We start from the raw sequence: 23,579 nt of genomic DNA, 5'->3' as shown, positions 1-23,579 counted from the left end.
GGCTTTTAACATCTCTATTTTATCGTCTCTGTTTCGAAGTATCAAACATTTTGGGAAGCGTCACAAATCGCGCTCCTTTAGATGTAAGTTCAGGAATAATTCGATCTAAAGCGTCTACAGAACCTTGTAATTTCCCTCCTGGCGCAGAATGTTGTAGCAAAATGCTACCTGGGAATGTATTTCCGAGTACTGTGTTCGTAATCTTCTCAGCGCTTAAACCTTTCCAATCTACCGTATCTACACTCCATTGAATCATCATAAAGTTTTGCTCAGTCGCCCATTTCAGCTGATTTTCATTAATCACTCCATAAGGTGGCCGTATAAACTTCGCATCATACCCCGTTAACCTTCGTAATATTTCTTCTGTTTTTAAAATTTGGTCACGATACTCTTCATCACTCACTTTTGCTAAATTCGGATGACTATACGTATGATTGCCGACAATATGCCCTTCCTTTACAATCCGTTTTACAACCTCAGGATATTTCTCCGCATTTTCACCTATCAGGAAAAATGTACCTTTTACACCATATTCACTCAATTTATCTAATATTTGAGGGGTATACACAAGATCTGGTCCGTCATCAAATGTAAGAGCGACTTCTGCTTTGTTGTAAGGTCCTGAAAACGCATACGCATATTTTTCGACCCATGAAAAAGGAGTCCAAGAGCCTCTAACGGCTTCTTCACTCTCTTGAATCGGAACTTGGGTATAGTTATTTGAGGAAAACGGAAATGCATTTGTATAATTTTGAGTATAAAGTGTGTGTTGGATAGATGAATTTGACAGAAAGAAATAGTCATTACACTGTGGAATATTACGAAAAAAAAGCCTTTGAAAAGGAGTCCATATTTCTGGCGGATAAAAATAATACAACACTATAAATACCTCCTTTGAATCTTATGATCTGGTCATACTGTCCAGTAGTATGAAAAAAACACTATCTAACACTTTTATATGCGATTGACTAACGGGTTGTTAGAAAGATATGAAACATACTATCGAGGTATTATGTAAACATACAGTTGTTTATTAAATAGCTAGAAATTATGACTGTATCCTCTTACGAATTGTAGCTATAAGTAATAAAATAACCGGTATTACAATCTGGAGTGGGATATGTAAAAATAGCGGGACCTTCTTCAATCCGATTTCTACATGTTCCATATAACTAGTGGCAATCATAAGTGACAATGGAACTACAATTATGCCAAACGGAACAACCATAGCTCGATAGCTTTTCAGTTTAAACAGCTGCGCAGCTCCCATTGCGGCACCATATAAAAACGAACCCACTTTAAAAAATCCACCTACTATCATCGTTATAATTACAACAGCATCAATTCTTTCGATAAAATTTCCAATAGATGCCATTCTCACCACCGTAAGCAATGGATATGTTTGTGTACGAATCCAATTAGGTCCAATAACAGAAATAATACTGATCATATTTACAGTCAATAAAATTCCAGCCGCAAGAACAACCATCATTCCTAATTTTTTCACTTTCCCCGGATCTTGTAACGCTGGCCAAAACATCATAAACAGCACCATTTCTCCGAATGGAAACGTAACAGTAAGGGGAAATGCTGCCTTCCACACCGTTCCAATTCCTTTTTCCAATACAGGCGCGAGACGCTCTATATTACCAATTTGGGAACTAAATACGATAATCCATGTTATAATCGCAACGAGAAACAGAACAGGAAAGAATATCTCCCCAGTACGACCGAATACTTCGATCCCACCGCGTAAACAATACACAATCACAGCCATAAAACTACCGATAACAATAATCATTGGAGTTTTAGGCAAGATGGTTCCAGCTATAAGTTCACCAAAATCTCTTGCCACTCGCGAGGCTAAATAAACAAAATAAAGAATATAGCTTACAATCAACGGGTAACCGATCAATCTGCCCACAATCTTTGGAATAATTTGTGTAAGTGTATCCCCTGGGTAGTATTCAAATAATTTGGTATACACCCACATTAACACTAACCCACAGAACATCCCGACTAGAATCACTAACCAAGCATCTTGTTTTGCCTCTGCTCCTAATCCGAAAATCACGGTACTTCCTACTTCAAAGGCCATCATTATATAAAAAAGTTGAATAAATCCTATTTTTTCCTGCATCATGCATCTTTCTCCTTTAATTGACAACTAAACAGCAACTACATATAGGAAATATAGGGGATAAAACAGAAAATTTTATTCTTTTATGGTGTATGATTTATCTTTCCGCTTTTTCTGTATGATGGCGATGAGCAGTAGCAATAGCGGAATGAACGTCATCATCAATGCTCCATAAAAAGGGAAGATGTCCCCTAAAAATCGGGTCATTTCCTGCTCAGCGGAAGCTACCCATATACCGAACAACATTAACAGGAAACCGAGTGGAAATACGATGGGCCGGTAGTCAGAGCACTGTAACCATTGGGCAGTCCCTAAAACAAGTGCATAATAGAATACTGAAATTTTGACGAATACTCCTAATATCCAAAAAGTTATCACAAATGACTCAAGATGTTCAAAAAATCCAGCAATACTAATGTATCGGAAAGCCGAAAACAATGGATAGGCATAACTAGTTACTGATTCTCCAAAATGAAGAATGCCAATTATGTTAGTATAAGTCAGAGTGAACATAGCGACAATCACCGAAATTACACTCCATTTCATCCCTTTTTCACGATCAGTCAAAAAAGGTAACAGCATAGAGATCAAAAAAATTTCAGCAAACCATCCCTGTGGTACAGCCGCCCCCATAATAGAAGGCATGATCCCATGTTCCATAATCGGAAGTATATTTAGTGGTTTTAAGTCAGATAGGAGTAAAATGAGTAAAAACAATGGCAGTATAAATAGCGGAATCAACAGTTGGGCAACTCTTCCGAGTACTTCCACACCACCACGTACAGTGAAGGCACAAACAAAAATTATACTTCCCAAAACTACAATCATCGGAGTTTTAGGGAGGAAAGAACTAATAACGAAATCTGCGTACTCTCTACATATAGAGCCACCTGTTTGCAAAAAAAAGAACAAGTAGACAAACCCAAGGACTTTTCCTGGAATCCGGCCAATTATATGTTCACTGTATTGAATGAACGTCTTGTTCGGATAGATCTTATGTAATCGATACAGAATAAACGCTGTAAAAAATCCATTGAGAGACGCCAAAATGGGAGAAATCCACATATCACGCCCCGCAAACTTACCTGTAATCGTTGGAACGATGAGAATAGCAGTTGCAATGATTGTCGGTATTATCATAAGTGCCATTTGAAATGAAGAAATTTTCCCTTTTTCTATCATTTTCTTGTCTCCTTCGTTTGATTAACATCCCATGGTTCTACTATTTTTCAAGTATCTTGCTAAGTGGTTTAAAAATATAAGAAATCATTTGCGTAGGACCCGGCATATCTGGGAAAAAAAGAAGGAGGATGGCGAGCAACCATCCCATTGCTGTTAAAGTCACAAAGGCTACTTTCTCCCTTTTTTGATTCCGATCCATTTTTGGCCATTCATACAAAGTAATAAGTATCACGCATATTGTTATTCCTGCTACCGTTATCCATTTCATTTCTTTATTACCTCTTTTTCTTTCAAACCCGCTGGCGTGGAAGATAAACCCGGTCGGCGTATACGTGCTTTAATGTCTATTTTCACATCCACCTGTGGCAGAACCTTATCCCAATGATTTTTGACTTTTTTCCATTCTTTTGGATATTTACGATGAAACGCATCTGCAAAACCGAATGCATCCGCATTCATCCCCACCTTCACTTGCTTTAGAGACAGGTTTATACGTTGTTTAACGGTGTTTTCTATATCTTTTTCTATCCTCTTCCTAACGCTTGAGGTCATAACAGTAAAATGACTTCCATTTTGCATCACCGAGCCTTCCAATGTGCCCTTCGCTAAGATCTTCCACTTTCCATTCTCGATGGTAGGGAAAAGCTTCATCTTTTGTCGAATTGGATCTATCGAAATCGTTTCCCCCTTTTTGGGGTTTATTGTAATGGCAGTCACTTCGATTTCATTTCGTAACCACAACATTCCTCTAGTTACTTTGGTATCAATTTGACCAATCATTTTATCTTTCTTCAAAACAGCAGTTCCTGCCATTAAAGGAAAAATTTTTCCTTTCTCCCCCTTTTTGGCCGGTACCATCTTGATTAAAGGGGTGATTGCCACCCCTGCATCACCTGTTACCATCTGTTCAAAATCCTTTACTGTAGTAGTTTTACCTATATGCATCTCAGCAATCTTTCGAAGCCCTTCTCCAACATGTAGCTCTGAAAGTGGCTGGAATTCCAGAACTTTGGATGCTTTCCCAGAACTCACAAACAAATAAGCACGGTCCCGAGGTTCCGGATGGCGAATTAAAAAGTCAATTTGCTCATTAAGCGCTCCTCCTTTAGCGAGCTTCTCACCAATAATGTATATTTTACAGTGCCCCCAGAAGAGTTTACGCGGAAGTTGTACCTGGAGCTTTGACGCAGCATCTACCATATTCTCTCCAATCGCCGATCTCATCAAAACCTTAGGACCTCCTCCGCCTCCACCTTGCTGCCCACCAATAGCCTGAGGAGCCAAAAATTGAACGGCAAGCCTGATGTTTTTCCCATTGGATTTGTCAATGGCAGCCCCTAACACTATCGCCGTATCATTTATTTCTCTTCTGTCCCAGCAACCAGTAAGCAGAAAGCTAGCTGAAAAAAAGAAAAGAATAGTGAACATTTTTATAATGTTTCGAGCTAGAAAGGGACCCATTCTTATTCACATCCTTCTCATCATGTCTTTGCTCTATTCTTCATCCCCTTTGCTCGGATTTGGCTTTTGCCCAGGTGACTGTCGATATTTGTTGAATTCGCCAGTTAAATGAGGGCGCGTATTCATTTTCCACCAAGGAACCCGGATTAAGGTATCTTTCAACTCACTCCCCTTCAGTGGAGCGATGGGTGTAAGGAATGGAAGCCCAAACGAACGCAGCGCACATAAGTGGACGACAATTGCAATCCCCCCAAGCATAATTCCAAGCAAACCTAAGGAGCCAGCTAAAAAAATAATAGGAAAGCGTAGCATTCGTAACGCGATTCCTTGTGTATAGTGCGGCACCATAAAGGAGGAAACACCTGTAATCGCAACAACAATAACCATTGGAGCGGAAACTAGACCAGCTTGAACGGCAGCTTGACCGATGACTAAAGCGCCGACAATACTAACAGCAGCCCCGACCTGTTTCGGAAGCCGTACCCCAGCTTCACGCAGCGCTTCAAATGTTACCTCCATCATTAATGCTTCTACCAACGCCGGAAAGGGAACACTTTCCCTTGAACCTGCCACGCTAATCAGCAAAGATGTCGGTACCATCTCTTGGTGATACGTAAGGACCGCTACATAGAGCGAAGGCAAAAGGATAGAAAACACCATAAACACAAAGCGTAACAAGCGGATGACTGAACTAATCAGAAAACGTTGGTAATAATCTTCAGGTGACTGAAGTAAAGAAAAAAAGCTTATAGGTGCAATTAAGACAGAAGGTGTACCATCCACTAGAATCACCACACGTCCCTCCAGAAGATTTGCAGCGGCTACATCCGGTCGTTCTGTATTGATAAGTTGCGGAAAAGGTGAATAGGGATTGTCTTCAATTAGTTCTTCGATATACCCACTGTCCAATACACTGTCTATGTCAATGCGTCGCAAGCGATTTTCAACTTCTTCAATAAGAGTTGGATCCGAAAGTCCTTCTATGTAAGCAATTACAACATTTGTCTCAGTAAAGCGCCCAATTTTCATCGATTTCATTTTGAAATCAGGACTTTTTATTTTTCGTCGGAGCAGGGAAGTGTTGACTCCCAATGTTTCCACAAACCCTTCCCGTGGTCCCCGCACGACACCCTCTGCCTGCGGCTCTTCAATCGATCGCTTTTCCCACTTAGCCAATCCCAAGGCGAGTCCGAACATTTCTTGTTCTATGAAAACCACTGGATTCCCGATGGAGATGTTCTCTATACAATCCGCAAATGTCTTGACTTCTTTCATCTTTGAAATATGTATTTTTTTCTCTAATAATTCACGTGGACTATGAACCCCTGTTTCTGTTTCTGACATAAGTGGAGCAAGCACATAACTCTCAATCTCCTCCATACTAGATAAACCCTCTACATAAACAAGAACAGCTTTTGTTTGTCCACTAATTAAAAACGTCCGAAAGACCACATCAAAGCAATCCTGATACATGGAACGAAGGACCCGTAGGTTTTCATCCAAGTCAGAAGAAAGCGGAACTTGTTGTCTAGCAACTTGCGATTGTTTCGTGTGGAGTTGTGTTTTCTTATGTAATCGTTTTCGGTCACCGCGAAACAACATAGATAGCTCCTTCCTTTTATTCAAGATTGTATGGAAAATTGTATGGAAACTCATCTTTATTTTGTGATGTACCTATGAAAACTATTCTATCTAGTTGTAAATTTCTTTACCCGTTTAAACATAATTTTGTTTCTATAAATCCATTTTGATTTTTCGACATATAGCCGCGGCTATGGATAACAAAAGGTGACTGCTCTCGTTTTCTCTCTTTGTTTTCACCATGTCTGGGGTAGGAAAAGGATCTGACCGCTTCTATGCATGACCGGGTGCTCTCTCCCACCTAAAAAGAAGGGTTTTATATCGGTTTTTTAATTTGTATTTATATATGTTTTCTTGTTTACATGAGGAGCACTGTTCTATCTGTTTTTCTATCCATTGTTTCATCTTATATAATCGTTGATCAAACGCCATCTGATATAACCCTGTCATTCGATAGATGGTAAAATGCTTGTGGGACAATCGCTGAAGGGCTTCTTGATACAAAGATAAGTTTGCCACAAACAAAAGAAGCATAAGCCTGCCGTTCCGGCAAACTTATGCTTCATATCACAGTCTTACGTAAATCAACAAAATATTTGTCAACTTCAACTTGGCGAAACGTATAGTTAAAACTATTTGGGTCATCCATTTTTTGATTAGACTCTTTCAAATCAAGCTTCAATGATTGGTTCTTTTATGGATTTGTAGACCATAAGCCAGCAGATTTAATAAATGTACGCTTATTTAATTTCAGCTGTGCCACGATAAACTCTGCAATATCTTCAGCTTGCATAACTTTATCTGGATTACCATCTGTTAAACCTAAGTCTACTGCCATATCTGTTGCAACTGTACTTGGTGTTAGCGCAGTAACACGAATGTTATGTTTGCGCACTTCCATCGCTAACGATTCTGTTAAACCAAGAACGCCAAATTTAGAAGCACTGTATGCACTTGTTACTGGTGCTCCCTTTTGTCCAGCTGTTGATGAAATATTAATAATATCACCAGATTGTTGCTCAATCATGCTTGGTAACGCGGCACGAGTCACATAGTATACGCCCATTAAATTCACTTGAATAATTTTTTCCCATTCAGCAACATCTAACTCTAAAAACTTACCAAATTTAGAGATTCCTGCGTTATTAATTAAAATATCGATAGAACCTAAACTATTTTTTAATGAATTAATTGCTTCAGTTACTTCTTCATATGAAGAAACATCAGCAGTAGCAATGGCAGCTTTCACACCTTCAGCTTCTACTTCTTTTGCAACTGCCTTTAAGTTTTCTTCCGAACGTGCTAAAAGGCCTACGTTTACGCCTTCTTTAGCTAAAGCAACAGCTACAGCACGGCCAATACCTCTTCCTGCTCCTGTAATTAATGCATTTTTCCCTTGTAATAATTCTGCCAAATATAACACTCCTTAATCATTCTCAGTTACTAATTTTATAACATAAATTTTATCGATATATGGACCGAAATGCAATCATGCACTTTTATGTGCGTAGGTTACTTACAGGTAACTGCGAGCATCATTTTCAATGTTTCAGTTTAAACTCTAAGTGATGTATACTTACATACTCGTTGCAAAAATTATAAGGCCAATTTAAAAATCATTAGCCCTCACCAATCGGGCTTTCACGGGACAGCTTATCCCTCACCTATATGTAACAACATTTTCCACTTTTTTATTTCCATTAAAAATATATAAACTCATCTTTACAAACAATATAATTATCTGATATTATTACCTGGTACTTATTAAAAACTAGAGAATAGTTCTTTCTCTCTAAACTTTCAATATTCAAAACAAAAACACTTATACATTCATATAAAAACGTTATTCCAACTGTTTAAAAATCATTAATTCCCTTTAATTACATGGCGAAAAAATGATATCCAAAAAAACTGATTTTCATAAATTGAGAGGGGCATACTTTTGCAAACAAAAAAGGATTCTAGTAAGAAAACAATTATATTCATTCACGGATTAGTCGGTAATCGTCGTGCATTTAAAAAAGAGTATAAATTATTTTCCCCTTCTTACAACATCATAACGTATGATTTACTCGGTCATGGCGAAGACAAAGGACAAGCAATCGACTTTTCTTTAGAACGATTGGTACAACAATTGTCGGATCTTTATGATAGAGAAGGAATCGAGCAAGCTCATATTTGTGCCCTCAGCTACGGCTGTTATATCGGTACTATATTTGCTCACACTTATCCAGAGAAAGTTTTGAGCCTTTGTCATATTGGAGGTCATTATAATAACCCTTCTGTTTTGTATAACGTATTTCGAAAATTTTGGGAAAAAAGAGAGAATGAGTACTCAACTTGGTTGGATCAATATTCAAAGACAATTTTCCCAAGCGGTATACTCAAAGCAAATCCATTCGCTCTCATTTCCAAACAAATTTATTATCGGTTTGGATTAGAGTTACATTCATCCATTATTGTAGAATCACTGCGACATCGTCTTGAATTCGATCTAAAGTCCCGTTTACAAGAATTAAAGCAACCGATTCTCTGGGTAATGGGAGAGCACGACCATCTTTATAAATCGTGTTTATTTGATTTGAAATCTATTCTTCCTAATGTTCTATATAAAGAGATTCCGTTAGCTGGTCATGCTGCAAATATATTCCGCCCAAATTATTTTTACGATTTGTACTCTAGATTTCTCCGTGGTGCATTACAATAAAATGCTTACTTTCACAACAATAAAGAAAAAAAGGGAAGCAGACATATTTCATATGACTGCTTCCCTTTCCTTACATATGTAAGTTAGTTATTCTTTATGTTTGCAAAATAAAGCTATGTAAATCTCAATGCATATATACCATCATACTATGACAACTTTATACTTGCCCTTTCTTCTTTCTCTAGCTATCGCCCCTTTCAATATCTACTACTTTATGTTCAAGTATTCTTTTTTGGTGGACTAGCATACGATGTTGTATGCATTATAAACATCAAAAATAATCCAAACAGAAACAACACGATCCAAGATAGAAATATGAAAAAGCTTTCTAGTTTCCTAGAAAGCTTTTCCTTATACTATTTAAGAATATAATTCTCTTAGTATGCTTTTGAATAACCCAATAGATGGCTCTTCCAGTAAGAATTATTGATTGAGCTAATTCTTACACCAGTTTGTTCATTTTCTGCACTAATAAATTGTCCATTTCCTAGGTAAATTCCAAGATGAGAAGGACCTGGTTTATATGTATTTGCAAAGTATACTAAATCTCCTGGTTGTGGATTACTTGTTTTTGTTAAGCTACCCCAGTAACCAGCAACTGTTTGACGGCTTCCAGAATGACCTGCTTTATTTAATACATAGTAGATAAAGCCACTGCAGTCAAAACCAGCAGGTGTCGTACCAGCATATTTATACGGTGAACCATTTAACGACTGTGCAACAGACACGATTGATGATCCATTACCAGATGGTGCTGTCGGTTTTTCTGTTTGCGGTTTTTCTGTTTGTGTATTTCCTTGTTCACTTCCAGTAGATGGACGAGAAGGCGTAGTTACATTCTCTGTACCACCTTTTACAAACTTAACATGATCTGCACTTACATAGCCAGTTCTTCCTTGGTGGTTAATTTTATACCAGCCGTTTTCTCCACCAATAACTTGTAATGTTTGACCTTTCAATACGCCACCAATTACAGCGTTATATGTAGCTGGGCCTGTACGTACACGTAAAGCAGCTGTATCAACAACATATGATCCGTCTTTTCGAATCGTCATATCATTGTTACTTGGTTTCTCTGTTTCCGTACTTACATTTGTATTTGTACCGCCTTTTGTTACAAAGTCCTTACTGATGTATCCAGTTCCGCCATTATGATTGATTTTAAACCAATCTTGTACTTCACCAATAACTTGTACAGTTTGTCCTTTATTTACAGTACCCACTACTGTATGAGAAGCGCTAGGGCCTGTACGTACGTTAAGTGAAGAAACATTTACTGTATAATTACCTGTTCCTTGTTGAACAGCAGTTCCTTTTTTCTCACCAGTTGTTACAAAATCACCGCTTACATAGCCTGTTTTACCATTTACATTTACTTTAAACCAGCCATTTTCTTCACCAGTTACTTGTAGAACTTGTCCTTCTTGTACCTTAGAAATAATATCATTTCCCGTACTAGGACCCGTACGTACATTCAATACATCAGCCGTTACTGTGTATTTAATTTCAGATTTCGTTTCCACTGCTTTTGTTTCAGTTACTGTTGGTTCAATTGTTTGTTTTTGTGTTTGCGTTTGTGCATCGATTTCTTTTAGTGCATCTGTTGGAACTTGTGCATGAGCAGTATCCATTCCAGGAACTACCACACTAGCTACAGAAGCTGCTGCTAAACCTGCTAGTACTTTTTTCATAAGTTGTTTTACTTCCTTCCCCACTGTTCCTCATTAAAAATAAACGAACTCATTATATACAAAACGAAACGTATTGAATACATATGAAATTCCATTTTTTAACAAGAGCTTTATATTTTTACCCCATCAATTATAGATTACTAAAGTGAACTTGGTGTGAACATAGTGTGAAATCTGAGTAAAAAAACAATCAATAGCTTTAAATACAACATTTTTTTCATAATGGAGAGTTCACACCCATTATTGCGGGATAGAGTGAATCTTCCATTAATGAGAGCTTACTGTCCGTTAATACGAGATAAAAAGATTTTAACACCTATTTTTCCCATTCAAAAAGGGTTACCTACATGAGCATCCCTCTTATCATTACAAAGTTCACCGAACTAACAATTCTGTAATTTTCTAAAAAATTAGGATTATATTTTAAAGAACTTATCTCTTTCTGGCGCAATCCAAGAATCTATGTTTTGTTCATTATCTTTCACTAAACGATTCACTAATATATCATGCCATATATAATTCTCTAGTAAGTACACATGCACAGGATCATCTGTGTAAAATGCATTACCTTTTTGCTCTATAGAATGTCCATATACCATCTCTTTTCCATCAATAGACAAGATGAACCATTTATGATTTCCGATATTATCGACATAGCTTGTCTGGCGATGAACTTCTAATTCAGGTAAAGGCTCTTCTACTTGAAATACGATTCCTTTTAAACTACATTCCTCCTGTTTTGCTTGTAAATCATTCAAGAGTTTTTCATACATTGGATTCCACATAGATAGAATCACTTTTTTTTGTGCTCTGCGAATTAATATTCGGCAAAAAGCAAGTATATTTTCTTCTCCTTTTAGAGTGGTCACACGTGGATCAACTTCTGGCTCTTCTCTCTCAAACCCTTTTAAATTTTTTTCGACATACGCATATGTTTCTTCCCATTTTTCCTTTACTGCTTCTAAAAAAACATCTACTGGCAATGGAGAATATTGCACAGCTTCATTTATTTCTTCTTTCATCACTACGCCTTTTTGTTCAAGATCATTCAGTATTTCATATATACGAGCACGAGGTACACCTGAATTTTTACTAACTTGATAGGCACTTGAAGCCCCTTGGCGAACTAACGTTACATAGGCTTTCGTTTCATATTGATTGAGACCGAGCATTTGAATTTTTTGTAGTAAATCGTCCATTGTAATCCTCCTATAAGAGTTATATTTGCTAAAACATTTACGATAGTCATTACTATCATAGTAACTATAAAAACAAAATTAGTAAATGGATGAATAAAGTTGTTGAAGTTTTCATTTACATATCCCTTTATAATAGGTACTATTTAAGTAGTGACTAATATCTTTTATTTTTACATAGGGGGCATACATATGGAGGACATTAATCTTTATACACTGCTTTTCTTAATTCTTGCTGGATTTTTAGCTGCATTTATCGACTCTGTCGTAGGGGGCGGCGGTTTAATTTCTATACCGGCACTATTATTTACTGGACTTCCACCAACAACAGCCATTGCCACAAATAAACTGGCAAGTTCAATGGGAGCACTTATGAGTACCATTTCATTTATTCGATCTGGTAACGTTAATTTCAAATTAGTCTCCAAGTTATTTCCGTTAACATTTATAGGTTCTGTTCTTGGTGCCTTTGTCGTGAAACATATTTCTTCTGAAATATTAAAACCGTTAGTACTTGTATTATTGATTGGCGTTGCCATTTATACGATTATGAAAAAAGATTGGGGAAAAGATGCGAGTTATAGAGGCATGAACTATAAGAAGGCGATACTCTTCTCTTGCGTTATTTTCATTATTGGATTTTATGATGGATTTTTTGGTGCCGGAACCGGCTCATTTCTATTATTTGCTTTCTTAATGGTTGGATTTGATTTTCTTCAATCTGCAGGAAATGCAAAAGTATTAAATTTCGGCAGTAATATTGCCGCACTCATTATTTTTCTATATTTAGATGTCGTAAACTTTGCATATGGGATTCCAATGGGGCTGGCAATGATTCTTGGTGCTTTTGTGGGATCGAACTTTGCGATTAAAAAAGGCGTATCCTATGTACGGATTTTATTCATTATCGTAACGCTCTTCCTAATTGGGAAAAATATCATTGATTACTTACGTATCTTGTAGGCTCTGACAAAACAATATGGATTTTTTAGGATTCCCTTGATAAAATAGCTATTAAATAACCAATTTATATGATAAACATTTGGATAACAGAAGGCTAATTATTCCCTAACAATTTATAAAAAGGATTACCGATATCGGTAATCCTTTTCTATCACGTTATTTTAAAATTTTTACACGACTTTCTAATGGTTGAAACTCTTTTTCTCCTGCTGGTGCAACTGGTTTACCGAAAGGCATTTGAGCGATTAATTTCCAATTGTCCGGAATACTCCACTCTTTTTTCACTCCATCATCAATTAATGGATTATAGTGCTGTAGTGTCGCACCGAACCCTTCAATTTCTAACGCTGTCCAAATAACAAATTGAAGCATCCCAGATGATTGCTGAGACCAAGTTGGAAAATTATCTTTGTATAATTCAAATTTTTCTTGAAGTGTTTCAACTACTTTGCTGTCTTCAAAAAATAAAACAGTTCCATATCCACTTCGAAATGCATTCATTTTTTCTTCCGTTGGTGCAAAACTATTTTCAGGAACTACTTTTCGTAACGTTTCTTTCGTGATATTCCATAATTTATCGTGCTGTTCGCCTAATAAAACAACGACTCTTGCACTTTGAGAGTTAAAAGATGAAGGCGTATATTTTACGGCATGATTAATCACTTCTTGAATTTTTTCATCAGAAATCACTTGTTCTTTACTAATTGCGTAAATCGATCTTCTGTCTTCAATCGCTGTGTAAAAATCTTTTGCCATACTAATTCCCTCCAATTGTTTGTTATGAGGCATTAGACTTATGTATTCCTTCTATCTTCGCCTCTTCAACTTATTAATAATAAGTTTATAAATTAATTATATTTACGCAACAAACAGAATTCAAATCATAACACACGCACTTCTACTATTTTTTGTTTGTAGGTTTTTAATATGCATTCAATTTCACAATTCTTTTTCTCATCCTTAATAAGGACCATACACTTCATTCACTTCTACAAATTGAAAATCCAATTCTTTGTCCTGATACTTGCTATAAACATATCTATATAAATACAAATTAAAAAACCAACATAAAACCCTTCTTTTTAGGTGGGAGAGAGCATCCGGCCATGCATAGAAGCGTTCAGATCCTTTCCCTGCCCAGACATAGTGAAAACAAAGAGAGGAAACGAGTGCAGGTCACCTTTTGGTATCCATAGCCGCGGCTATATGTCGAAAAATCAAAATGGATTTATATAATATAAAAAATCACCCTATTCCCCTCTCAACATGAGATTCAAACAAGGTGATTTCTTTACATTATACCCCAAAACCCTTCACTTACTTAACAATTTGAAACCCATATGATAATAACTTATGCGTTTCCGTAAAACGTTTATCTTTACTATCCGTCCCCATAACAACCGTAATTAATCTCGTATCTCCTTGCATTGCAGTCCCTGTAAAACAATAGCCTGCACTATCTGTAAAGCCTGTTTTCAATCCATCCATTCCTTCTATATAAAGTCCCTGGTTGGCCTGATTTAGCATTTTATTCGTGTTCGTAACAACCGTATTTTTAAATGCTAATTGGCTTTGTGATAAACGAGAAACTTGTAATATTTCTGGATAATCTTTTACTAGATGATACGCTAACTTTGCTACATCAGCTGCTGGCATCTTTGTTTCCGTTCCATCTGCTTCTTGTAAGCCTGAGGCATTCGCAAAAATTGTACCATCTGATAACTCTAGCTGCTTTGCTTTTTGATTCATCAATTCTACAAATTCCTTTTCGGTCGGCGCTAAGTGTTCTGCCAAAGCAACGGCAGAGCTATTTGCAGATTGAATCATTAAGGCGTGATATAAATCTTTAACAGTTAATACATCTCCCATTTGCACTGGGATTCCAGCACCATCAGTTTGTGAGGACTTCGCACTAATTTTCACTTGATCTTCCCAATGGATTTTACCTTTATGGATGTTTTCTAGCACGATATAAGCTGTCATCATTTTTGACATACTTGCTGGAGCAAGCGGTTCTGTTTCATTATTTTTATAGATTACTTTTCCATCACTAGCATCTAGTACCACCGCTGCTTTCGCTTCAACGATTGGCTCTGGAATTTGCGGAACAACTTTTTTTAGTGGTGCTTCCTGTTGTTTCTCTTCTTTTGTTTCAGGCTTTACTTCCTGCGGTTTCTCTTCTGCCGCTTTTGTTTTTGTCTCTGTTTGAGCAACCGATTCTTCTTTCTTTTCTAGTATTCTTTCATGGAAAAAGAACCAGCATACGCTAAAGATAATCACACATAGTATCGCTACTAGCCCCCACCTTGACCTTTTCATGATAAAAACTCCTTTTCTACTAAGAACAATTTCAAATTCTACCATAACAACTAGGCCTTCAAATCGTCAAGGTGAAACAGAAGATCATTGCTCAAACACGGCATTTAATATCAGTAACTAGAACACATTCAAAATCCCCTTTAGGTACTATCTAAAGGGGATTTTACACATACAAATATTTCTCCTTACATTTTCACACTTTATACTGACTCGTTAACTACTCCTTTATTTTCCCAAGTTTTGAACTTCTCCTGCGAGATTTTTTATTTTTTGAATCGTCTGCATCAGCTCTGAATTCTTAAATTGTGCTAAATCCATTTTCCCTTCTTCTATTTTTTTCGTAGATGTATCAATTAACGAATTTAGTTTTTCATTATAACCAACAATTTGTTGGTGAATATCTTTTGCTACGTCTGGAGGTGTTAATTCATTAAAAGCTGGGATGTCCTTTTGAATTTGTTGCAATTTGCTTTCTAATTCTTTTCGAGCAGCATCATCATTTATCGCCTTCTCTGCTAAAGCTGAGGCTTCCTTTGCAAAATTACTTACTTCATTGACGTACTCTGTAGCTTTTTGAAAATAATCGATGGAGTTTTTTCCTTCTTCAATAGCTGAGCAACCCATTAAACCAAATACCATCATGAACAAAAATAACATTGTTTTATTCATTGTCATTCCTTTACCCCTCCTAAATTAACTACTTCCCTTCCCACCAAATAAAGAAAGAGAATACTCAACACTTTAAAATAAAGTGTTGAGTATTCTCTTTCTTTTATTCTATCCAGATGGATAAAGCACCTCTTTATAATATGGTTGAACTCAAGATACAATAACACCCACTAAACTAACATTTAATTCTTTCCCTTTATTTAGATTCCAAATAAATGTTAATTCACTCACAACTTATTCACGTGTTATTATAAACATGAATAGAGGATACTAATTCCTTACATATCCTACAATCGTTACTTGTTCTGCTTCCATGTATACACCAATAATCTCATCAATGATATTTGTATATCCACCACCTATGGCAGCTCCATATTTTAACGTAACTTCTTCTTTTTCATAGACGGACTTTGGTATCGTTAATATAAATTTCCTGAAACCTCTTTCATCTAAAGGTTCCATAATTAAAATCGTTCCATCTTCCTCATATATATCCCCATCCTCCAACATTACGTCTCATCCTTTCGTTTAAACAATTCATATGGCTCAAGTATTGCCTATATATGAATAGTTCTAAACACTACGCCACAATTTCCCGCTGATCCATCTTTGTTTTACGGATACACAATAAGGAATATCATTATAAACTATCTTTCAAAGAGTTATTTTGATGCCCCTCTATCCATATCATACAGCTCGCGATACTTCTTATTTGTTGCCAAAAGCTGTTCATGATTCCCTTGCATCGCAATTTGACCATTCTCAAGAAAAATAATTTCATCCATATGTTCAATCCCCACAAGGTGATGGGTTACCCAAATAACCGTTTTATCTTTGGCAGCGGTAAACATCGTTTCTAGTAACGCATATTCCGTTTTAGGATCGAGACCAATTGTCGGTTCATCCAGTACAATAACAGGTGTTTCTTGTAAGAGCGTTCGAGCAAAGGCAATGCGTTGTCGCTCTCCGCCAGAAAACCTTTTCCCCATTTCATGCATTTTTGTCTGAAGTCCTTCTGGAAGCGAAGAAATCAATGAAGAAATCTGCGCTTGTTCAACAACGTTCCATATGTCCTTATCCTCTGCATCCGGTCTACCAATTCGTATATTATTGCCTATCGTTGTATCAAATAGATGTGGTTTTTGATTTAGTACCGAAACATACTGTGCTAAAAAATCAGTATGTGCCTCATTGCCCTCAATTAAAACTCGGCCATTTGTTGGATGCAAGGCCCCAGTAAGTAGCTTTAACATCGTCGATTTTCCAGTTCCGCTTTTCCCTAAAATAGCAACCTTTTTTCCTACTGGAATTGTGAGAGAAAGATTTTTCAGTACGGATTCTTTACTTTCTGGATACCGATACGATACATCCTCTAATTGAATGACTACTGGCTGCTGCGTTTGTAAAGAAATATTTTCTACTTTAGAAACATGTTTTCCTTCAAACGATAAAGCGGGAGCATCCTCCACATTCGTAATTCGTACTAATGAATCTCTATAGGATGGAATTCTCTCAATCGCATCTGAAACAGGTATTAATGCATTTGTAACTGATAATGTCATTAATATAAAAGCTGCAATGACCGTTGATGCAATTTGTTCTGATTGCGCTTGATCTCCTGTCCATATAATCATAGAAATTACAACGATTCCTACAGTAAGGTGAATGAGTCCATCGCGTATATGTTGCCAACGCTTCATTTTCTTTTCAACTCTTAACAGTTCAAAGTCTTGCTCTGAATAATCTTTTACAAATTCAGTTGTTCGACCACTTGCTTGCCAATCCGCTAGACCAAATACAGCATCTGTTAATTTTTGATATAGACGACTTCGCCCTTGTTTTAAGGCAACATGGTGATGCTTGGTCATCATTAATGATACAAATGGAATTAGAAAAATGATGACAGCTAGCATGAGCCCCATCATAAGTGCAAAGAGCCAATCGAATGCACCAAGAACACCAACAAATACACTATAAATCGCAAGAGCAAGTATACTAGGAAATACTGTTCGTAAATACAAGTTTTGTAGATGTTCAATATCCTCCGATAATACACCTAGTAAGTCTCCTGTTTGATAGCGTGATCGTAAAAACAACGCTTGTGGTTCTATAACGCGATATAATTTTGTTCGCATCTTTTCTAATATTCGTAAAACGACGTCATGTCCAACCAATCGTTCTATATAATGAAATACTGCTTGTCCAATGCTAAATGCCCGCGTTGCCACAATAGGTACATACACCACCATAATATTGACAGGTTGGAGAGAAGATTTTGAAATTAAGTAACCTGAAATAAATAGGAGCATCGCACCTGAACTTACTCCAAGAACACCAAGAGCAATGGTCAGGAGCATGCGGCCTTTATTTTGTTCTATATAAGGTTGAACCCAATTTTTCATTTGTATTACCTCCCTTCCACATGATTGCCAACTAATTTCTGGTATGTCCCTTGTTTTTTTCGGAGTTCTTCATATGTTCCTTGTTCTACAAGCTTTCCTTTTTCTAGAACAAGAATATGATCCATTTGTTTCATCCAATGGAGACGGTGCGTTGCAAGGAATACAAGCTTCCCTTGGAATAAACGAAGCATCTCTTTTTTGATCTCAAATTCTGTCTCAATATCAAGATGAGCCGTCGGTTCATCCAATAGAATAATAGGTTTTTTACTGAGGAGTGCACGTGCCATTGCGACACGTTGCTCTTGTCCTCCGCTAAGCATGCGCCCTCCTTCTCCAATTCTTTCATGAATCCCTTCCGGAAGGGATTCAGCAAGTGAACGAAGATCTACTTCGTCTATTACTCTCTCCACTTCTTCATCTGTAGCACTCGGTTCATAGAAACGGATATTGTCCCCTAGAGACAGCGGGAAAACATATGGAGTTTGCGGAATATAAGCAATACTTTGCAGCCAATCTTCACGTGTGAACGATTTCGTTTCAGTGCCATTAATAACAATGCTACCATGGTCCGGCTGAAGAAATCCGGCAAGTACATCGATGAATGTCGATTTTCCTGCCCCACTCTCCCCAATAATGCCAATAGCCCCATTACCTTTCCATGAGAAATGAATATCCTGTAACAATGTTTTTTCCGATTCTTCATTAGAAACTGTTATATTGCTTAATGCCATACTACTAAAAGGGTCCCAGGAAATCCGGGAATCAGCCCTCGGAACTACCATTTTTTTTTGCTGTTCGATTATATCTTCAATTTGCTCCATCGCAATTTGACCATCCAATGTCGCATGGTAATTTGCTCCAACTTGACGAATCGGTAGGAAATATTCTGGAGCCAAAACAAGAATTGTAAGAGCTGGTAACAGAATAATGGAACCATCTATCAAACGAATACCAAGTCCTACCGCAACAAAGGCAATGGATAAACTTGTAAAGGAATCGAGTGCAAAAGAAGAAAGAAAAGCAACTCGCAATGTACGAATCGTTGCTTTTCGATACCTCTTGCTAACCTTCTCGATTTTCTCCTCATGCTGCCCGCTCTTTCCTAAGTACTTTAATGTTTCCAAACCTTTTAGCGTATCAATGAAATGATTAGATAACACACGGTAGGTGTCGTATTGCTTATCGGCCATTTTTTGTGCTGTTAGACCAAGAAGAATCATAAACACAATGACAATCGGTATTGTTACAACTAAAATCACAGCTGAAGTAGCATCTAGCGTGAAAACATATACAACAAGGATCGCTGGGACGGTGCAGCTTCGAATCATCCGAGGAATTGTCAACTCAATATATGTTTTCAGCTGTTCTATCCCCTCAATCGATAAGGTCACCAGACGACCAGTTCCATTCTTTTGTATAAACCTTGGTCCTAGTTTGAAATACGCTTGTATTAATTGTTCGTGCAGTGCTAGTCCTGTTCTTTCTGAAAAACGTTCTACTAGAAATTGTGATACATGTATAAGTATACGTCTTACAAAAAAAGCAATCGCAAAGAATAGTATTTCCTTGTAAACGGTTTGCACGGGGGTCCCTTGAAACAAAAATGTAATGGTACGCGACAAAAATACTGCTTGTGCAATTATACTCAAAGCTTCAAAAATACTAATGAAACTGAGTATTACATATAAAAAACGGCTACCAGGATACGACGGAAGTCCTCTTTTTCGTTTCATTAGTACTCCAAATGATCCTGAGGCTTAATACGTTTTCTAAACACGTAGTAGCTCCATATTTGATTGCCTAATACAAACGGTAAAATCGTAAGTGAAAGGTAACTCATTAACTTAAGTGAATATGGTCCTGATGCCGCATTATAAATTGTTAAATCATTCGCTGCCCCAAGTGTACTAATCATGACACGTGGGAACATACCAATAAAGACACTTGCACTAAGCAGAATAATTGTTAAGCTTGTCATAAAAAATGCCCAGCCATCGCGTCTCTTTCTATTCAATATACTAGATACAAATAGCGCTACGAATGCACCTAATGGAAGTGCAATCCAGCCTGTTCCATGAGCGATAAAAATATCTGTTTCCCGCAATCCCACACCTGCAAAAGCAAGAAGAGCAAGTAATGTAACGGGTGCCATTTTTTTTGCAACAATTCGCGCACGTTCTTGTAGCTCTCCAGTTGTTCGAAGCGTAATAAACTGCAAACCATGAACTACACATAAGAGAACGAACATTAAACCTCCAAGTAGAGCAAATGGATGAAGCAGTTGTAAGAAGCCACCTACTACATCTTTATTTTCATTGATTGGAACGCCTACCATAAAGTTTGTAATGGCAATTCCCCAAAGAAGTGGTGGAACAAAACTACCGATAAGAATCGCCCAATCCCACATATTCTTCCACTTTACATTATCCACTTTTCCTCGGAATTCAAACGCAACCCCTCGTAAAATTAAAGCGAGTATCATAAACACAAACGGGATATAAAACCCACTGAACAGTGTTGCGTACCAATGTGGAAACGCCGCAAACATCGTACCACCAGCCGTTACAAGCCATACTTCATTTGCATCCCAAAATGGACCGATTGTATTAATATATATACGTCGTTCTAAATCATTTCTTCCTAAAAACTTAGCGACTGTTCCTACCCCAAAATCAAACCCTTCGAGCACGAAAAACCCGATAAATAACGTAGAGATGATAAGAAACCACAACTCATTAAGAGACAACATATTCTTCCTCCTTATCGAACGGATCATGACTATGATGATCGGTTTGTGTTTTCTTATTGGCATGTCCGCGGATTAGACGAACGAATAAGTAAATACAGATCCCACCTAAAATCAAATACATTGTCGTAAATGAAACGAGAGAGAACAGTACTTCATTCGCTGTAACATTTGGTGATACCGCATCTTCTGTTTTCATTACTCCAAATACAACCCAAGGCTGGCGCCCCATTTCTGTCATAATCCAGCCAACCGTATTACCGATAAACGGAAGAGCAATTGCATATACCATTAGCTTTAAATACAATGGTTTTTCTGTTAAACGATCTTTTTTTGATAAAAACCAACCGTATACGCCTAGAAGTAGCATAAATGTACCGCTAGCTACCATCGCTCGGAAACTCCAAAACATTGTACGTACCGGTGGAATATAATCTCCAGGACCATATTTTGCTTCATATTCTTTTTGAAGCTGATTCATCCCTTCCACTTGACCGCTAAATTTATCATAGGATAACAAACTTAACATATAAGGAATTTGAATTTCGAATGAGTTAGACTTTGTTTCTGGATTAATTTTTGCCACAGCTGTAAATGGTGCCGGATCTGCGCTTGTATTCCATAAAGCTTCAGCTGCTGCCATCTTCATTGGCTGTGATTTAATTAAATTTTGTGCTTGAGCATGACCAAAGAACAGCACAAGAGCTGTTGCAATTGTTCCAACGATAATTGAGATGCGGAAAGACTTTTTAAACATCTCTGTCTCTTGTCTTTTAGCAATTTTCCATGCACTTACACCAGCAATGAAGAAAGCTCCTGTTGCCATTGCTGCCGTAATCGTATGTGGGAATTGTACCCACAATTGTGGGTTTTGAATAATTGCCCAGAAATCATTCATTTGTGCACGTCCATCAGCCATCTCATATCCAACTGGCGCATGCATAAACGCATTCGCTGTTAAAATCCAAAACGCGGATAAAATCGTTCCAAGTGACACAAGCCAAATGGATAGAAGGTGAATCCGTTTCGGTAGTTTATCCCAACCAAATACCCAAAGACCAAGGAATGTAGATTCCATGAAAAACGCAAGAAGCCCTTCAATTGCCAGTGATGGTCCAAATACATCACCGACAAAACGGGAATAGGTTGACCAGTTCATTCCAAACTGGAATTCTTGTAAAATACCAGTTACAACACCAACCGCAAAGTTAACAAGAAATATATGAGCCCAAAATTTCGTCATCTTCTTATAAATTTCTTGTCCTTTTACCACATACATCGTTTGCATTAACGCAATGATAAAAACTAGACCGATAGACAACGGAACGAAAAAATAATGAAAAATCGTTGTTGATGCGAATTGAATTCGTGCCAATTCGAGTGTATCCATGTTAAAATCACTTCCTTTTCATTTTTTATATGTATTAAAAATAGATTGAGCCATATTTATGCTTTATGTTAATTAATAAAAACTCAATCAGTAGGAAATACAAAATTGTTAATTCACGTATGTATTGTTTGAAAATGAAAATTTTCAGATTTTCAAGCTAACAATGAAAATACGTAAGCTCAACTCATGCAATTTAACTTTCCCCTATTTCCATAGTATTTTCTTTGTTAATCGAATTGTATAATATACTTGCATAATAAATTCAGTGGATTTTTGACGTATTCTTGACAGGATTTTGTCGGAAATATGTCTTTTGTTATTTTTTTGAAAAAGGAATTTCACATTGTAAAAATACGATTTTTAAACATGAAAGCTATCTCTTCTTAGAAAAAAATCATGACTCCCTTTAAAACGCTTGACTTTATCACTAAAAAATGCCCATGTTTTCAAACAAGAAATTGATTGATATTCTGTCAAGAACAAATTAATTTTTTTAAATTCAAAAAATGATAGCCATAAAGTTTTTTTAACTGTTATGATGAACAAGACTAATTTGAAAGAAGCTGAGATACATGAAAAAAATAAGTTTGAGAAACGGGAAAGAAGTTTTCATACGAGAGGTTTCAAAAGAAGATGCCAAGCGTATGATAGATTTTTATAATATTGTAGGTGGAGAAACGGATTTTCTTTCATTTGGGGAAAATGAGTTTAGCATGGGGTTAACGGATTATGAAAGCTTCCTAGCATCTACTAGAGCAGAAAGTCATTCCATTATCTTGTTAGCAACAATTGATGATGAAATCGTAAGTATCGCGTCCATTACTTCTAATGGAAAGGCCAGAACGAAACATGTTGGAACTTTAGGAATTGTTATAGAAGAAAAACATTGTGGGTTCGGTTTAGGTAAAATACTGATGAATGAACTTATCGAGTGGGCACAAGCAAACGGAACTACTAAAAAAATAACTCTTGTTACGAGAGAGGATAATACGAGAGCAATCGAGTTATATAAGAAGGTTGGATTTGAAGAAGAAGGTTTATTGAAAGAAGATACTTATATCAATGGTATTTTTTATAGCACACTAATAATGAGTTTAATATTTTAAAAAGAAACTTTTGTACTTACCTTCAA

At 36.9% G+C, this 23,579-nt stretch carries 20 protein-coding genes; 3 read left to right on the top strand and 17 right to left on the bottom strand.

What is annotated here, in order from left to right; genetic code table 11:
• Window positions 1-19: 19 nt before the first annotated feature.
• From QUF99_RS13085 to QUF99_RS13055, 7 genes are all read right to left on the bottom strand, one after another.
• On the bottom strand, window positions 20-877 hold the full coding sequence (locus tag QUF99_RS13085) for a peptidoglycan-N-acetylglucosamine deacetylase (protein ID WP_353958424.1): 858 nt from the start codon (window positions 875-877) through the stop codon (window positions 20-22).
• Window positions 878-1,048: 171 nt separating this feature from the next.
• Window positions 1,049-2,143, bottom strand: a complete 1,095-nt coding sequence (locus QUF99_RS13080; protein ID WP_289370586.1) for a GerAB/ArcD/ProY family transporter — start codon at window positions 2,141-2,143, stop codon at window positions 1,049-1,051.
• Window positions 2,144-2,215: 72 nt separating this feature from the next.
• Window positions 2,216-3,322, bottom strand: coding sequence for a GerAB/ArcD/ProY family transporter (locus QUF99_RS13075; RefSeq protein ID WP_289370584.1), 1,107 nt, complete (start codon window positions 3,320-3,322; stop codon window positions 2,216-2,218).
• Window positions 3,323-3,362: 40 nt separating this feature from the next.
• Window positions 3,363-3,590: a hypothetical protein gene (locus tag QUF99_RS13070; RefSeq protein ID WP_289370583.1), complete on the bottom strand. Its 228-nt coding sequence runs from the start codon at window positions 3,588-3,590 to the stop codon at window positions 3,363-3,365.
• On the bottom strand, window positions 3,587-4,783 hold the full coding sequence (locus tag QUF99_RS13065) for a Ger(x)C family spore germination protein (protein ID WP_289370581.1): 1,197 nt from the start codon (window positions 4,781-4,783) through the stop codon (window positions 3,587-3,589). The genes QUF99_RS13070 and QUF99_RS13065 overlap by 4 nt, the downstream gene beginning before the upstream one ends.
• A 33-nt stretch (window positions 4,784-4,816) precedes the next feature.
• Complete coding sequence (locus QUF99_RS13060; protein WP_289370580.1) at window positions 4,817-6,385, bottom strand: spore germination protein; 1,569 nt, start codon at window positions 6,383-6,385, stop codon at window positions 4,817-4,819.
• Window positions 6,386-7,058: 673 nt separating this feature from the next.
• Window positions 7,059-7,778 carry a 3-ketoacyl-ACP reductase gene (locus QUF99_RS13055; RefSeq protein WP_289370579.1) on the bottom strand — a complete coding sequence of 240 codons (720 nt, stop codon included), beginning with the start codon at window positions 7,776-7,778 and terminating at the stop codon, window positions 7,059-7,061.
• Window positions 7,779-8,306: 528 nt separating this feature from the next.
• Here QUF99_RS13055 and QUF99_RS13050 point away from each other — a divergent pair.
• Window positions 8,307-9,071: an alpha/beta fold hydrolase gene (locus QUF99_RS13050; RefSeq protein WP_289370577.1), complete on the top strand. Its 765-nt coding sequence runs from the start codon at window positions 8,307-8,309 to the stop codon at window positions 9,069-9,071.
• Window positions 9,072-9,448: 377 nt separating this feature from the next.
• On the opposite strand, the gene entFM is transcribed toward QUF99_RS13050, so the two are convergent.
• Window positions 9,449-10,762 carry an enterotoxin EntFM gene (entFM, locus tag QUF99_RS13045; protein WP_289370575.1) on the bottom strand — a complete coding sequence of 438 codons (1,314 nt, stop codon included), beginning with the start codon at window positions 10,760-10,762 and terminating at the stop codon, window positions 9,449-9,451.
• 416 nt (window positions 10,763-11,178) lie between these two features.
• A complete protein-coding gene (locus QUF99_RS13040; protein ID WP_289370574.1) occupies window positions 11,179-11,961 on the bottom strand; it encodes a TrmB family transcriptional regulator in 783 nt (260 codons plus the stop codon).
• 189 nt (window positions 11,962-12,150) lie between these two features.
• On the opposite strand from QUF99_RS13040, the gene QUF99_RS13035 reads away from it, so the two are divergent.
• Complete coding sequence (locus QUF99_RS13035) at window positions 12,151-12,921, top strand: TSUP family transporter (RefSeq protein WP_289370573.1); 771 nt, start codon at window positions 12,151-12,153, stop codon at window positions 12,919-12,921.
• A gap of 156 nt (window positions 12,922-13,077) precedes the next feature.
• On the opposite strand, the gene QUF99_RS13030 is transcribed toward QUF99_RS13035, so the two are convergent.
• The 8 genes from QUF99_RS13030 to QUF99_RS12995 all read right to left on the bottom strand — a co-directional run bounded on the left by QUF99_RS13030 (window position 13,078) and on the right by QUF99_RS12995 (window position 22,447).
• Entirely contained in the window at window positions 13,078-13,677 is a 600-nt protein-coding gene (locus QUF99_RS13030) for a nitroreductase family protein (protein WP_289370572.1), read from the bottom strand.
• A 561-nt stretch (window positions 13,678-14,238) separates the two neighbouring features.
• Window positions 14,239-15,240, bottom strand: a complete 1,002-nt coding sequence (locus QUF99_RS13025; RefSeq protein WP_289370570.1) for a D-alanyl-D-alanine carboxypeptidase family protein — start codon at window positions 15,238-15,240, stop codon at window positions 14,239-14,241.
• A 225-nt stretch (window positions 15,241-15,465) separates the two neighbouring features.
• Window positions 15,466-15,915 carry a DUF6376 family protein gene (locus QUF99_RS13020; RefSeq protein ID WP_289370568.1) on the bottom strand — a complete coding sequence of 150 codons (450 nt, stop codon included), beginning with the start codon at window positions 15,913-15,915 and terminating at the stop codon, window positions 15,466-15,468.
• A 264-nt stretch (window positions 15,916-16,179) separates the two neighbouring features.
• The gene (locus QUF99_RS13015) at window positions 16,180-16,401 is read right to left on the bottom strand and encodes a hypothetical protein (protein ID WP_289374640.1); all 222 of its coding nucleotides are present in this window, start codon (window positions 16,399-16,401) and stop codon (window positions 16,180-16,182) included.
• A 170-nt stretch (window positions 16,402-16,571) separates the two neighbouring features.
• On the bottom strand, window positions 16,572-18,266 hold the full coding sequence (gene cydC, locus QUF99_RS13010; protein ID WP_483298626.1) for a thiol reductant ABC exporter subunit CydC: 1,695 nt from the start codon (window positions 18,264-18,266) through the stop codon (window positions 16,572-16,574).
• 50 nt (window positions 18,267-18,316) lie between these two features.
• Entirely contained in the window at window positions 18,317-20,044 is a 1,728-nt protein-coding gene (cydD, locus tag QUF99_RS13005) for a thiol reductant ABC exporter subunit CydD (protein ID WP_289370565.1), read from the bottom strand.
• Window positions 20,044-21,060 (bottom strand): cytochrome d ubiquinol oxidase subunit II, encoded by a 1,017-nt coding sequence (gene cydB / locus QUF99_RS13000; RefSeq protein WP_289370564.1) that lies wholly within the window; start codon window positions 21,058-21,060, stop codon window positions 20,044-20,046. Before cydB ends, cydD begins: the two co-directional genes overlap by 1 nt.
• Window positions 21,047-22,447, bottom strand: a complete 1,401-nt coding sequence (locus tag QUF99_RS12995; RefSeq protein ID WP_289370563.1) for a cytochrome ubiquinol oxidase subunit I — start codon at window positions 22,445-22,447, stop codon at window positions 21,047-21,049. The genes cydB and QUF99_RS12995 overlap by 14 nt, the downstream gene beginning before the upstream one ends.
• Window positions 22,448-23,019: 572 nt before the next feature.
• Here QUF99_RS12995 and QUF99_RS12990 point away from each other — a divergent pair.
• A complete protein-coding gene (locus QUF99_RS12990; protein WP_289370562.1) occupies window positions 23,020-23,553 on the top strand; it encodes a GNAT family N-acetyltransferase in 534 nt (177 codons plus the stop codon).
• The last annotated feature ends 26 nt before the right edge of the window (window positions 23,554-23,579 follow it).

Source organism: Bacillus sp. DX4.1 (genome assembly GCF_030348195.1).
Classification (GTDB): domain Bacteria; phylum Bacillota; class Bacilli; order Bacillales; family Bacillaceae_G; genus Bacillus_A.
The sequence above is the reverse complement of the archived record's forward strand: the minus strand, read 5'-3'. Positions and strand labels throughout refer to the sequence as shown.

Bases quoted from the DNA above. Each gene is read 5' to 3' on its own strand.
- cydB (WP_289370564.1), bottom strand. From the start codon at position 21,060: ATGTTGTCTCTTAATGAGTTGTGGTTTCTTATCATCTCTACGTTATTT.
- cydC (WP_483298626.1), bottom strand. From the start codon at position 18,266: ATGCTCCTGACCATTGCTCTTGGTGTTCTTGGAGTAAGTTCAGGTGCG.
- QUF99_RS13040 (WP_289370574.1), bottom strand. From the start codon at position 11,961: ATGGACGATTTACTACAAAAAATTCAAATGCTCGGTCTCAATCAATAT.
- QUF99_RS13080 (WP_289370586.1), bottom strand. From the start codon at position 2,143: ATGATGCAGGAAAAAATAGGATTTATTCAACTTTTTTATATAATGATG.
- entFM (WP_289370575.1), bottom strand. From the start codon at position 10,762: ATGAAAAAAGTACTAGCAGGTTTAGCAGCAGCTTCTGTAGCTAGTGTG.
- QUF99_RS13075 (WP_289370584.1), bottom strand. From the start codon at position 3,322: ATGATAGAAAAAGGGAAAATTTCTTCATTTCAAATGGCACTTATGATA.
- QUF99_RS13025 (WP_289370570.1), bottom strand. From the start codon at position 15,240: ATGAAAAGGTCAAGGTGGGGGCTAGTAGCGATACTATGTGTGATTATC.
- QUF99_RS13060 (WP_289370580.1), bottom strand. From the start codon at position 6,385: ATGTTGTTTCGCGGTGACCGAAAACGATTACATAAGAAAACACAACTC.
- QUF99_RS12990 (WP_289370562.1), top strand. From the start codon at position 23,020: ATGAAAAAAATAAGTTTGAGAAACGGGAAAGAAGTTTTCATACGAGAG.
- cydD (WP_289370565.1), bottom strand. From the start codon at position 20,044: ATGAAACGAAAAAGAGGACTTCCGTCGTATCCTGGTAGCCGTTTTTTA.
- QUF99_RS13065 (WP_289370581.1), bottom strand. From the start codon at position 4,783: ATGGGTCCCTTTCTAGCTCGAAACATTATAAAAATGTTCACTATTCTT.
- QUF99_RS12995 (WP_289370563.1), bottom strand. From the start codon at position 22,447: ATGGATACACTCGAATTGGCACGAATTCAATTCGCATCAACAACGATT.
- QUF99_RS13020 (WP_289370568.1), bottom strand. From the start codon at position 15,915: ATGACAATGAATAAAACAATGTTATTTTTGTTCATGATGGTATTTGGT.
- QUF99_RS13030 (WP_289370572.1), bottom strand. From the start codon at position 13,677: ATGGCAAAAGATTTTTACACAGCGATTGAAGACAGAAGATCGATTTAC.
- QUF99_RS13070 (WP_289370583.1), bottom strand. From the start codon at position 3,590: ATGAAATGGATAACGGTAGCAGGAATAACAATATGCGTGATACTTATT.
- QUF99_RS13035 (WP_289370573.1), top strand. From the start codon at position 12,151: ATGGAGGACATTAATCTTTATACACTGCTTTTCTTAATTCTTGCTGGA.